15 protein-coding genes are annotated in these 11,946 nt (G+C 55.7%); 6 read left to right on the top strand and 9 right to left on the bottom strand.

Annotated elements, in window-relative coordinates; genetic code table 11:
• Positions 1-20: 20 nt before the first annotated feature.
• On the bottom strand, positions 21-827 hold the full coding sequence (locus tag TEU_RS07665; RefSeq protein ID WP_050003955.1) for an SDR family oxidoreductase: 807 nt from the start codon (positions 825-827) through the stop codon (positions 21-23).
• Between the two features lie 71 nt (positions 828-898).
• On the opposite strand from TEU_RS07665, the gene TEU_RS07660 reads away from it, so the two are divergent.
• The gene (locus TEU_RS07660) at positions 899-1,909 is read left to right on the top strand and encodes a deoxyhypusine synthase (protein WP_050003220.1); all 1,011 of its coding nucleotides are present in this window, start codon (positions 899-901) and stop codon (positions 1,907-1,909) included.
• Between the two features lie 121 nt (positions 1,910-2,030).
• On the opposite strand, the gene TEU_RS07655 is transcribed toward TEU_RS07660, so the two are convergent.
• The 4 genes from TEU_RS07655 to glyS form a co-directional block, all read right to left on the bottom strand.
• Complete coding sequence (locus tag TEU_RS07655) at positions 2,031-3,158, bottom strand: aromatic amino acid transport family protein (RefSeq protein WP_050003219.1); 1,128 nt, start codon at positions 3,156-3,158, stop codon at positions 2,031-2,033.
• A gap of 104 nt (positions 3,159-3,262) precedes the next feature.
• Positions 3,263-3,553: a DUF167 domain-containing protein gene (locus tag TEU_RS07650; protein WP_050003218.1), complete on the bottom strand. Its 291-nt coding sequence runs from the start codon at positions 3,551-3,553 to the stop codon at positions 3,263-3,265.
• The gene (locus tag TEU_RS07645; RefSeq protein WP_050003217.1) at positions 3,543-4,055 is read right to left on the bottom strand and encodes a DUF402 domain-containing protein; all 513 of its coding nucleotides are present in this window, start codon (positions 4,053-4,055) and stop codon (positions 3,543-3,545) included. Before TEU_RS07645 ends, TEU_RS07650 begins: the two co-directional genes overlap by 11 nt.
• Before the next feature lie 46 nt (positions 4,056-4,101).
• The gene (gene glyS, locus TEU_RS07640) at positions 4,102-5,814 is read right to left on the bottom strand and encodes a glycine--tRNA ligase (RefSeq protein ID WP_050003216.1); all 1,713 of its coding nucleotides are present in this window, start codon (positions 5,812-5,814) and stop codon (positions 4,102-4,104) included.
• A gap of 149 nt (positions 5,815-5,963) precedes the next feature.
• On the opposite strand from glyS, the gene TEU_RS07635 reads away from it, so the two are divergent.
• From TEU_RS07635 to TEU_RS07615, 5 genes are all read left to right on the top strand, one after another.
• Positions 5,964-6,194, top strand: a complete 231-nt coding sequence (locus TEU_RS07635) for an LSm family protein (protein ID WP_050003215.1) — start codon at positions 5,964-5,966, stop codon at positions 6,192-6,194.
• A gap of 16 nt (positions 6,195-6,210) precedes the next feature.
• Entirely contained in the window at positions 6,211-6,399 is a 189-nt protein-coding gene (locus TEU_RS07630) for a 50S ribosomal protein L37e (RefSeq protein ID WP_042690131.1), read from the top strand.
• Positions 6,400-6,512: 113 nt separating this feature from the next.
• Entirely contained in the window at positions 6,513-7,913 is a 1,401-nt protein-coding gene (locus TEU_RS07625; protein WP_050003214.1) for an MATE family efflux transporter, read from the top strand.
• A 47-nt stretch (positions 7,914-7,960) separates the two neighbouring features.
• Positions 7,961-8,182 carry a type II toxin-antitoxin system VapB family antitoxin gene (vapB, locus tag TEU_RS07620; RefSeq protein WP_050003213.1) on the top strand — a complete coding sequence of 74 codons (222 nt, stop codon included), beginning with the start codon at positions 7,961-7,963 and terminating at the stop codon, positions 8,180-8,182.
• A complete protein-coding gene (locus tag TEU_RS07615) occupies positions 8,163-8,567 on the top strand; it encodes a type II toxin-antitoxin system VapC family toxin (RefSeq protein ID WP_227738684.1) in 405 nt (134 codons plus the stop codon). The genes vapB and TEU_RS07615 overlap by 20 nt, the downstream gene beginning before the upstream one ends.
• Here the strand turns inward: TEU_RS07615 and TEU_RS07610 are convergent.
• The 4 genes from TEU_RS07610 to TEU_RS07595 form a co-directional block, all read right to left on the bottom strand.
• Positions 8,564-9,658, bottom strand: coding sequence for a VIT1/CCC1 transporter family protein (locus tag TEU_RS07610; RefSeq protein WP_050003211.1), 1,095 nt, complete (start codon positions 9,656-9,658; stop codon positions 8,564-8,566). The genes TEU_RS07615 and TEU_RS07610 overlap by 4 nt on opposite strands.
• Before the next feature lie 61 nt (positions 9,659-9,719).
• Positions 9,720-10,853 (bottom strand): tRNA (guanine(10)-N(2))-dimethyltransferase, encoded by a 1,134-nt coding sequence (locus TEU_RS07605; protein ID WP_050003210.1) that lies wholly within the window; start codon positions 10,851-10,853, stop codon positions 9,720-9,722.
• A gap of 41 nt (positions 10,854-10,894) precedes the next feature.
• Positions 10,895-11,161: a 50S ribosomal protein L35ae gene (locus tag TEU_RS07600; protein WP_050003209.1), complete on the bottom strand. Its 267-nt coding sequence runs from the start codon at positions 11,159-11,161 to the stop codon at positions 10,895-10,897.
• Between the two features lie 34 nt (positions 11,162-11,195).
• Positions 11,196-11,861: an HAD family hydrolase gene (locus TEU_RS07595; RefSeq protein WP_050003208.1), complete on the bottom strand. Its 666-nt coding sequence runs from the start codon at positions 11,859-11,861 to the stop codon at positions 11,196-11,198.
• Positions 11,862-11,946 lie beyond the last annotated feature (85 nt).

Genomic DNA, 11,946 nt, shown 5'->3' with positions numbered 1-11,946 from the left:
CGTGAAAAGGGAGGAAAGGCTTAAATGTCTATCCCCCTCGTCATCGCGCCGTCTATGACCACCGTCGAGCCAAGCATGTACTCCGCCTCTTCGCTCAGGAGAAAAGCCACCAGAGAGCCGAGTTCGCTCCACCTCCCGGTTCTGTGAAGGGGCGTTCTGCCAAGCACCTCTCGCTCCCACGTCTCCTCGAAGGGTTCTCCCCTAGCCTCGGCAACTGCCTTGAGGTTCTCCCTCGCGCCGGGCGTGTCGAAGCTGCCGAGCAGAACGCTGTATGCCCGTATCCCCCTCTTTCCGTAGGTTCTCGAAACGCTCTTTGCCAGCTGAACCAGACCGGCCCTCGTAACATCGGCCAGAACGAGCGGGGGCATCGGCTCCTTTATCGAGACCGAGTTGAGGTAAACGAGGACGCCCTTCATCTTTTTCTCAAGCCACGTCTGAACTAGGAGCGTCGTTAGATAACCCGGCGCGACGGTGTGTAGTGCTGAAGCCTCAATCCAGTCTATGTAGCTTGCCTCGTGGAGAAAACAGGGCTCGCACCGGACGTTCCCCGCGTTCCAGACGAGGGCATCAACCCCTCCAAGGAGCTCCCAGCTCTCCTTCACGAGATTCTCAAGGTCGCGCTGGTCAAAAAGGTTGGTTCTAACTGAATAAACCTCACCATAGCTTGAAAGCTCATCCTGGGCCTTCTTCAGGTTCTCCTCACTCCTGGAGCTTATAACAACCCTCGCGTTCCTCTTCAACAGCTCCTTTGCAACGTTGAAGCCTATGCCGCGGGATGATGCCGTGACGATGACGCCGAGGCCGTTCAGGTCTATCTTCACCTGCATGTAGGGGAGTTGGGGCTGAAGAATAAAACGCTTTCCCAAAACTTTATACGTCCACCTTCGAAGTGCCAACCATGACCGAGCCGAAGGATATAGTGCTTAAGGAGAGCGAAGAGGTCGAGGGAATACCTGTTGAGGGGCCGTGGCTCGACGACGTTTCAAGCCTCGAGGAGGTTTTGGATTATTACGAGCGCATAGGCTTCCAGGCGACGCACCTCGGAAGGGCGATAGAAATCTGGCGGAAGGTTGAGGAGAAGCGCGCCAGGGGAGACGAGGTTAGAGTCTTCCTCGGCTACACCTCCAACATCATCTCCTCTGGCCTGCGCGAGCTGGTCGCATGGCTGGTAAAGGAGGGCAAGGTTGACGTCATCGTCACGACTGCAGGCGGAATCGAGGAGGACTTCATAAAGGCCCTCAAGTCCTTCATCCTCGGCGACTGGCACGTGAACGACGCTCTTATGCGCGAGAAGGGCATCAACAGGATAGGCAACATCTTTGTGCCAAACGACCGCTACATCGAGTTCGAGAAGTACATGATTCCGTTCTTTGAGCGGATCCTTGAGGTTGAGAAAGAGCGCGGAAAGCCCCTGACGGCGAGCGAGTTCATCTACGAGATGGGCAGATACATGGACGAGAAGCTCGGGAAGGAAAAGGAGCGCAGCGTCATCTACTGGGCATACAAGAGAAACGTCCCGATATTCTGCCCCGCCATAACCGATGGCTCGATCGGCGACATGTTATACTTCTTCAAGGAGGAGCGCGGGGATAGAGAACTCATTATAGACATTGCCAACGACATAGTTAAGCTCAACAACTTAGCGGTTACCGCAAAGGAGACCGCCTCAATAATCCTCGGTGGCTCCCTGCCAAAGCACGCAATAATCAACGCCAACCTGTTCCGCGGAGGAACCGACTACGCAATCTACATCACCACTGCAGTCCCGTGGGACGGCTCGCTGAGCGGTGCGCCGCCGAGCGAGGGCGTCAGCTGGGGCAAGATACGGGCTAAGGCCGACTACGTCGAAATCTGGGCCGACGCGACGCTCGTCTTCCCCCTGTTAGTGTGGAAGGTTATGAAGGGTTAGTCCGGCCGTTTCATGGCCGGAATCCCACGGTAATTTTTCCACATTTAGTCCTAGTCTCAGGTATTCGCAATAGGTATTAATATGGGTCAGAGACTAGAAAAAACAAGAAGACAGAGCAAATTCAGACCAGCGAGACCACTGAATACACGAAAACCATGAAAAAGACTACTCCGGCAAAGTACGCAACCTCATGAGGGACAGCGACGCACTTCGGGGGGCAGACTTTTCTCGTCTTGACGTACATCGCCACCGGAAGGATTCCAGCGTAGAGGAGGCCCCCGAACGTTCCCGCGAGCCAGAGGGCGCTGACGAAACTCTTCAGGCCGGCGAAGTACACAAGCAGTGGCGGAACAACGGTCAAGAGCCATGCACTCCTCTTGTCAAGCCTGAAAGCCTCCCTGAGGTTGTCCATCTGGGCAAAGCCTATGCCGATGTAGCTCGTGCTTATTGCTGCGAGAGGAAGGACGAGGCCGAGGATTTTCCCGACGTTGCCGTAGTAGTCTTCAAGGGCCGCGGTGGCTAGCTGTGGGGTATCACCTCCCAGGGCGCCGACGAAAGCGAAGATGAACAGGGAGTAGAAGGCCATCGGCACGAGGTAGCCTATGAGGACGGCCTTCTTTGTCTTCTCGGCGCTTCCAAGCCCCTTGTACATCTCGGGGACGACCATGTGGCTGACGTAGGCAAAGATTGCAACGCCTATTCCCGAGACCCGGGTGGAAGTATTAACGGAAGTCGGGTTGCCAACATCAACCCTTGGGAGCATCAGGGCCACGGCAACCGTCAGCGCGCCAAGAAGCAGGAAGTTGAGCATCAGCTCCGCCTCACCTGAGGCCTTGAGGGCCTCACCTGAGGCCTTGAGGCCCATCAGCACGATACCACTCATAATCGCCCAGAAAATCAGTGCGGAGACTGACTTATCTATTCCAAGCAGGGAAGACAGAATGTCACCGCTTCCAGCAATGTACGCTATCAGCGCGCCGTAGCTGAGGACGGATATGCTCGCGAGCATCAGCCAGCCGCCGGCCGTCCCAAGCGTCTCGCGCGCGAGTGAGGTTAGAGTTCCCTCCCCCTGGACGGCCAGTTCGAGCACAAAGAGGGCCGTTAAGAGCGTGAGGACGCCAACCGCGACAATGATTGCAATACCCCCAAAGCCGGTGTCCTTAAGCGCGTACGGAAGGCCCAGAACCCCCGCCCCTATTTGAGTCCCGATGAGTATTGCACTCGCCTCCGCCAGTGTGAGCCTCTTCATACGGATCACCGATGGGTGAAGGAACGTTCATGAATTTAAACGTTGCCCCAGAAAAAGATGTTCATCACTGACATCAATGAAAGAACGGAGAACACAAGATAACATTAAAGTCCAAGTTTTTTACGAACTTCTTCGGCCGAAAGGCCCCTGATCAGAAGGGTTTTCTCCCTGGAAGTCTCGCCCCCAACTATCTCGACGTCGGCCCCCAGCATCTTGGAGAAGAACTTGACTACTTCCCTGTTCGCCTTTCCCTCGACGGGAGGGGCCTGGATTCTAACCTTAAGCCTCCCGCGCCACTCATCAACGCCTTCAATCCCGTTCTTCTTTGCCTTCGGCTGGACGTATATAAGTAGGAGTGCCCCGTCCTTGGTGTCTTTCAGGAACTTAGCGCCCATCCTCGACCCTCCAATCGTATTTCCATACGACACTGGGAGGAAACTCTCTCCGTTTAATCTTTTCCATTATATCCCTCGCGACCTGGTAGGCGAAGTCGAAGGTCTCTTTGTCAATCAGCCCGTAGTTGAGGGCCATCTCAAGCTCGTCCTCATCGAGGAGGAAAGCTCTTCCATCGGGAAAGATGAAAATGTCGAGGAAAAGGTCGAGCATCTCTATAGTGTTCCCATCGCGCTTTGTGTATGCCAGAACGTCTACGTAAAGCCCCCTGAAGTTGCCCCTCTCGTCGTAGACCTTCAAAACGTCGTAGTTCTCCCCGATGAATGCGAAGTAGACCATGGTGTAGCCGTTCCTGATGACCTCGATGCCTTCCACCCTCAGGGGCGCGAGCATACCCTCGAAGCGGGACTTCGCGACTACAACGTCGCCTAAGTCGGCCATGAGCTCGTCTTCCCGCTCCAGCACCCTGTTTGGGATACGGCGGTAGATGAGGTGGATTTTCATGGGAAACACCAGCAAAAAGAGTAGTTGAAAAAGCGAGGACAGCACTTCACTCCCCGAAAATCAGCTCCCTGAGCTTCTCCGGAAGCTCCTCGATGCTCACGCGCGTCTGTTCCCTCGTGTCGCGGTCGCGAATCGTCACCGTGTTGTCCTCTGGAGTCTGGTTGTCTATGGTCACGCAGTAGGGCGTTCCAATCTCGTCGTAGCGCATGTAGCGCCTTCCGATGGTGTCCTTCTCGTCGTAGACGGCTATGAAGCCCGCCTTCTGGAGCTTCCTGAAGACGTCGTAGGCGATGCTCTTGAGGGGCTCCTTGGCGACGAGCGGGAGCACTGCAACCTCAATCGGCGCCATGTCCTTCTTGAGCTTGAGATACGTCCTGTCCTCCTCGATGACGAGGCTGTTCTCAAGGAGCAGGTAGAAGGGCCTGTCTATTCCAAAACTCGGCTCGAGGACGTGCGGAACTATCTTCTCGCCGGTAATCTTCTCCTCGACTTCCCTGATTATGAAGTCGTCCTTCTCAAGCTCGTAGCCCTCTATCGTGATTTTGCCCTCTTTCTCAAGGATTTCGACCAGCTCGCGCTTCTTCTCCTCGTTCCAGCCTTTGATGAGCTCGTTTATCCTCTTGGCGTCTTTCCTCAGCTTTGGACCAACGCGCTTGAGGTTGAGGGAAACCTCGAGTCTCTTCACGATTTTCGGCTCCTCGTAGTGGATTAGCACCGTCAAATCTGCCCCGCTCTCGCGCATGTGCCTGCTCAGGTCGTAGTCTCCCCTGTTGGCTATTCCAACGCACTCCACCCAGCCGAAGCGCTCGCTGTGGATTTCGGCGTCCCAGGTGTCGCGGGAGTAGTGGGCGCGCTCCTCGGGCAACTGCTGGCGGAAGCGTATCTTGTCCTCGGGGATGCCGATGTCGAGGAGGACGCGCTTGACCATGACCATGTAGTAGGCGAAGAAGGTGTTCATGATGTAGCCCTTCTTTACCGCCTCATCAGCGGTGAGCTCAATCTCGCCAAGGCCCTTGAGCTGGTGCTCTATCGGGTAGAGCCTCAAAACCTCGTCCTTGACCTCGTCGAAGTGCGGGTGCTCAGTTTCATTCGGGTTGAAGAATATCTCGGCCTCTGCCTGGGTGAACTCCCTCAGGCGGAGCATGCCCTGCCTCGGCGAAATCTCGTTGCGGTAGGCTTTGCCTATCTGAAAGACGCCGAAGGGAAGCCTGTTCCTCGCGAAGGCGTTCAGCCTCTTGAAGTTCACGAAGATGCCCTGGGCAGTTTCTGGCCTCAGGTAGCCCTTCTGGTCACCGTAGGGGCCAATTCTGGTCTCGAACATGAGGTTGAAGTACCAGACGTCGCTCAGCTCGCCGCCGCACTCGGGGCACCTTATGTCATGCTCGCGAATTACTTTTGTGAGTTCCTCAGCCGAAAGGCCCTCAACGTCCATGCCAAGGGCTTCCTCGACGAGGTGGTCGGCTCTGAATCTGGCGCCGCACTTCTTACACTCGACGAGGGGGTCAACGAACTTCTCGACGTGACCGCTCGCTATGAAGACCTTCTCAGGCGTTATGTCAGGTGTCTCCAGCTCGAAGAAGCCCTCCCTCTGGAAGGCCTCACGTATCTTCCGCTCGATTTTCCTCTTTATCGTCGCGCCGAGCGGGCCGTAGTCGTAGAATCCGCGTGAGCCGCCGTAGATTTCAAAGCTACCCCACGCAAAGCCCCTTCTCCTCATCAAGTCCTGGAGTATCTCGTATTTGTCGGGCTTCTCTCCCATTACTCACCACCTGAGAGTTGAGCGGAGCAATTTCATAAAAAGATTTTGGGGTACGAGTTGAAAATTTGAAGGGGCATGAAAACGGAAAGAGTTATAAACCGTTCCCGTCGTTTAGGCTATGAGCTTTGATTATTTGGAGGTGCGTGAAAATGGCGGAAAGACCACTCGATGTTATCCACAGGTCCCTTGACAAGGACGTCCTCGTGCTCCTCAAGAGGGGTGGCGAGTTCAGGGGTAAGCTTATCGGTTACGACATCCACCTGAACGTCGTCCTCGCCGACGCTTCCCTTATGCAGGACGGCGAGGAGGTTAAGAAGTACGGTAAAATCGTCATCAGGGGAGACAACGTTCTGGCAATCTCCCCGGTCGAGATAGAGTGATTGGCGGGGTGATACCATGGGAGCCGGAACTGCGCCGAAGGGCAAGCGCAACAGGACTCCTACCCACATCAGGTGCAGGCGCTGTGGTAGGAGGGCCTTCAACGTTAAGAAGGGCTACTGCGCCGCCTGTGGCTTCGGCAGGAGCAGGCGCATGAGGAAGTACAGCTGGTCCCACAAGTGGAAGAAGAAGAGGAACCTTCTCTGAACTTTTTTCTTTTCCTAATGTTACGCCTCTTCTAGCTCTTGTAACCGATAGCCTAGCAGACCGCAATTCTTTTAAGTTCGTATGTCTGTTTTATCGTTTAGAGGGACGTCTTAATGCTGCACCTCAACGAGAACCAGCGCCGCCTCTGGAAGCTCGCATGGCCCGCGATAATGGGCAACATATCCCAGACACTCCTCAACCTAGTGGACATGATGATAGTCGGCCAGCTCGGAGCGCTTGCCCTGGCCGCGGTCGGCCTCGGCGGGCAGGTGAGCTGGTTCATGATGCCGATTATGACAGCAGTCGCAACTGGAACCCTCGCGCTTGTGGCGAGGTTCGTTGGAGCGAAAGACGATGAGAGCGCCACCCTTACCCTTGAGCAAAGCCTCTACCTGTCGGTTCTCCTCGGTGTCCCGGTCATGCTCTTCGGCTGGTTCTTCGGCGACGATATCCTGAGGATAATGGGCGCGAGCGAGGACGTTGTTGAGCTCGGATACCAGTACATCAAGGTGCTGTTCGCATTCTACCCGATCCGGTTTGCGGGCTTTACTGCCTTCTCGGCCCTGAGGGGCGCCGGGGACACGAAGACACCCATGAAGCTTGGCATCCTTATGAACGTGATAAACGCGGTTTTTGACTACCTCCTGGTGTTCGGAAAGTTCGGCTTCCCCAGACTCGGCCCAGTCGGTGCGGCCTGGGCGTCCGGCATAGGGATAACCCTCTCATTCCTCATCGGCCTTTACCTCCTCTGGAGCGGGAAGCTCGTCCTCAAGTTCAAGCCGAGCTGGAGCTTCCACCCGGAGATGGTGGCGAGGATACTGCGCATAGGAATCCCCGCCATGATCGAGCGCGGAATATTCAGCTTCTACAACTTCCTCTACATGAGCATAGTGACCCGCTTTGGGACTGTTGCGCTCGCTGCACACCAGGTCGGCCTCCGCGTTGAGAGCATAGCATACATGCCAGCCTTCGGCTTCAACGTAGCGGCTTCAGCTCTGGTCGGCCAGAGCCTCGGAGAGGGCGACCCGGAGAAGGCTGAGAGAACAGTTTACGAGGCCCTCAAGATGGTCAGTGTCTTTATGGCGGTCATGGCGTTCGTCCTGATAGCGTTCCCGCGCTACCTGGTCATGCCCTTCATAAGCCCGAGCGACCCGAACTACGGTGAAGTCCTGAGGCTGGCGAGCATCTACCTCATAATCGTCGGCATAAGCGAGATTCCCCTCGGCTGGGTCTTCGTCCTCGGCGGTGCACTTAGGGGGGCGGGAGACACCAAGACGCCGATGTACATCACCGCCGTCAGCAAGCTCCTCTTCCGCATAGTGCCCGCCTATCTCCTCGGCTTTGGCTTTACCATACCTCCGTTCGAGGTACTCGGCATAGCCTTTCCGGGCTTCACCTTTGAGGGCTTAGGCGTTATAGCGGCCTGGATAGCAATGAGCCTCGAAACCTTCACCACCGCGGCCCTCTTCTGGTGGGCGTTTAAGAAGGGGTACTGGAAGTACGTGAAGGTGTGACAGTAATGTTTATATCTCTGTAATACGATGATGTAAATGGTGGTTGCATGGCTGTGATAAGCGTCCGTATTCCCGATGAACTAAAGGCCAAGATGAAAAAGTATGATATCAACTGGAGCGAGGAGATAAGGAAGTTCATAGCTTCGAGGATAAGCCAGGAAGAAAAGAAGAGAACCATCGAGATGATGCACAAGCTGCTCGCTGGGGGAACCCCCGCCAAAGAGGGAACCGCAAAGAGATACGTGAGGGATGACCGTGATAGTAATTGACGCCTCCGTCCTTGCAAAGTACGTCCTCCTCGAACCTGGGTGGGAACAAGTGGAGGATTTGCTTTTGAGGGACGTTGTCTCCCTTGACTACGCCCTGGCGGAGGTTTCAAACGCACTCTGGAAGCATTACGTCCTTTACGGTGAGATATCCCACGAGGAGTTCAAAAAGAGGTCGAAGGTTATAGACGCCCTCCCAAACGTCGTCGTTTTTGAGAGCGGAATACAGTATTTAGAGAAATCAAGGGAGATAGCAGTCAACCACAAAATCACCATTTACGACGCCCTCTATTTAGCTCAAGCCCTCAGATATGGAACACTAGCCACGAGTGACGAAAAACAGGGAAAGACAGCAGAGAGGCTCGGCGTCGAGGTGCTCTACGTTTAAAGCGCCGAGACATGGAATAGGGCCTCCATGAGCCTGCCGAAGAGGTAGCTCAGGAACGCCGCGCCGAGGCCAGTAACCACCATCTCTGCGACCTTCTTTTTTACGGAGATTCCCGAGAGGAGCGAAATAAGCGTCGCCACTATCGCGAGCGCTGAGCCCGCCAGCAGTATAGAGAACGGGAGCGCCACGAGCGAGCTGGACGCGAGGAAATACGGCGTTACTGGGAATGCGACTCCAAGGAGATATGCCAGCCCGGTGTAGAGCGCGGAGCGGAGCTCGTTCTCCTCACTCTCAGGTACAAGGAGCTTCATCACGGCTTCCCCCTTGCTGGCGAGCTCCCTGGCGGTTTTCTCCGCTATCTCCTCCGGGACACCACCTTCAACCAGCCTTCCCTTAATCTCCTCCACGATTTTCTCCGGGGAGACCCTGAAGAGAACCTCCATTCTCCCGCGTATGCTCTCGTTCACCTGCCTCTGGGAGCGGACCGAGATAAACGCGCCTATTCCCATCGAGAGCGCCCCGGCAACGCCAACGATGAGGCCGCTTATACCGACCAGCTTGGGGCTGGTGGGGTAGACGGCGGAGAGACCGGTAACCGCACCAAGGATTTCAACAAGACCGTCGTTCATCCCCAGGACAAAGTCCCTGACGTTCTCGGCATGGAACCTCTTCTTGCTCTCGTAGAAGAACTTCTCGTGTTCAATCTCATCGAGTATAACCGCCTTCAGCTCCTCAAGCTCTTCTTCGCTGAGGTTATTGGCGTACGCCGTCAGGTATTTGAAGTACTTCTGTATGGCGCTGTTTTCACCCATCTCAAGGAGCGACGCGACGGAGCCCGGCCCGAGGAGTTTCCTGAGGAGTTTGACGCCGAATACCGTGAACCTCTTCACGGAGGGCTTTGGAACCTCTCCCCCGTGGCGCTTTATGAAGTCGTGCCAGAAGCGGGCGTGCTTCGATTCTATGCTGGACAGCCTGAGGAACTCCTCCTTTATCCGCTGGTCTTTCTCAACCTTCGCCAGCTGGGCGTAGAGAACCGAATCGGCGTACTCGTCTTTATAGAAGTCCCTAGCCAGTTCCAGCATCTCGTCCATCTTCTCACCCACTAAAATTCCACAAAAGAGTTAAAATAAGTATCGAGGCAGAGGCTTAGCCTCACTGGAGGGACTTCAGGACGTCCAGCACTTCCTCGAAGGGCGCATCGGTCTTTACGGCCGTCGGCGAAAAGTGCGTCTTCGTTGCGCGGTAGCCCCTCTCGCGGAGGGCCTCGATGATGCCGGCGAGCTTTCCGACCTGGAGGTTGTGCCTCCTCGCGAGGGCGTGGGTGTCGTAGTGAAACGGGACGTCAAGCTCCTCCCTCATGAGCTCAACAAACGGCCGGGTCTTCTTGTGTGCGGGAGCGAAGTCTTCGAGCTCCTTGGTGAGTCCCTCCATGAACTCTTCGTCCTTCAGAGGGCCGAGCCACATCGGGCCAAAAGCTTTGGGCTTCTCGGGGAGGAAAGTCTCCTCATAGGTGAACTTCCCGCTTTCGTCCTGCCAGAGGTAGCCGAGCCGGAAAAGGCTCTTCTCGGCCTTCTTTGCCCCGCTCCTGAACCTGAGAAACGCCCTGAAGTAGTGGTCGCGGTAGTAGGCGAGCAGGACTTCCACACCGAGGTCGTACTTGGCGGCGTACCTGACTATCGTTCCAATCAGTATCCTCAATCCGGCCTCGTGGCAGAGCTCACCCCTTATCGGACGGGCGAGGTAGTTCTTCAGGCAGGCCCTGGCGTAGGCCCCACAGAGGACACCGGTGTCGGTGGCGGTGACTGCCAGAACTCCCCTCCTCTTCACGCTCCGGAGGGCGGTGTCCAGGAACTCCATAGGCGAGCCGAAGGGGTCCAAGTCAAGGAGGTCAAAGTAGCGGAAGTTCTCCGCCATCAGCCTGTTGGCGTCGCCTTTGTTGATAACAACCAGCTTCTCCCCCCAGAGGTACGAGCGGTCGCCTTCCTCGTAGAGCTCCCCCTCAAAGTTCAGGAGAACGTTCTTTTTCATAAGGGTGTAGGCTTCCTCGCTTATGTCGTTGAGCCAGATTTCTTCAGCGTGGCTTTCAAGACCGTAGCGGATTCCCCTTATTCCCGTCGCCGAGAGCGCGTCGAGAACCCGCTTTGGATCCAGGACACGCGCGGTTAGGACGCTTATATCCCTGTTGAGCGCCATCACGGGGTTGTAAAACACGGGGGCGTCGTAAATCCTCTCAGCCTTTGGCACGAGAAACCTTGCAGAGCCCTCTCTGACCTCAACCAGTTCCATTCTCTCACCCGTAAAGAAAAGGGGTGGGAGGCTTTAAAGGTTTAGAGAATCTCGACGATGTCGCCGAGGGCCTGGCCCGGAAGGCCCGGCTTGAAGTAGGCCTTGACCTCGCCCCTGTTGCCGTGAGTCCTGATAATCTTTCCGAACATCTTCCTGCCGGTCGGGGTCTTCCAGACGACCTTCCTGCCGATCAGCCTTGCCGCGCTGGCCCTGTCGTCAATCCCGAGGGGCTTGAGAATCATCCTGTAGTTGTCCTGGTGCTCATGAGAACCCGCGTAGGAGAGGACGACAGCTTTCACCCTCGCCATCGCCCTCACCCGGCCTTAGTTAGGCCCAGGATTTTTAAGCTTTATCGCCCAGGAACTCGCTCAGCTCGTCATCTATCTCAAGGACTTCCCTGATGGAGTTTATCTTTACGAAGTTCAGCCTCTCAAAGAGGAGAGGGACGTCACTCTTGTAGGGGGAAGCCTTCTGCACAAAGAGCGTGTTTTCGTCCAGGACGTACGTGAAGCGCGCGGGGCTGTCGTCCACCCACACGAATGGCTCATCTGGGTAGAGCTCCCTCAGGGTCTGGAACTTCTTGAGCATGTCCTTGGTGCCCTTGAACGTTATCACGTCATCGAACTCCTCATACCAGTTGGTCTTTTTCATAAATATGACCTTACCTCCCGGATAGGTGTGTTCTCCCGAAAAGCTTATCACTTTCCTGCCCCGCTTCCTCAGCTCCCTGACCACCTCGCGGGCAAATGGGAAGTCCTTGATGTAGCGCGGCATGAGCTTGTAGTACTCGTGAATCGTGCCCTGGGCTACGAGCTCGTGAATAACTCCAAGATGGGCATAGGTCAGTTTGCCCTTTATGAAGAGAAACAGGGCCTTGTAGTACTCATCATAGAGGTCGCTCTCGATTACAGCGGGGATTGTCTTCTCGATTGCTATCCTCAGCGCTTTCTCGACAGCCCCCGTGCTGTCAACGAGCGTTCCATCGAAGTCGAAGAGGTATACCGTCACGCTCGACACCTGTTATCATATCCCGCCCCGGAGTTTATATCCCTTCCGAAACCGTTTTATCTCCCTGGGTCAACTCCCAGCGGTG

The organism is Thermococcus eurythermalis, assembly GCF_000769655.1.
Classification (GTDB): domain Archaea; phylum Methanobacteriota_B; class Thermococci; order Thermococcales; family Thermococcaceae; genus Thermococcus; species Thermococcus eurythermalis.
Note: the sequence above shows the minus strand (reverse complement) of the source record. Positions and strands in the feature narration are given on the sequence as shown.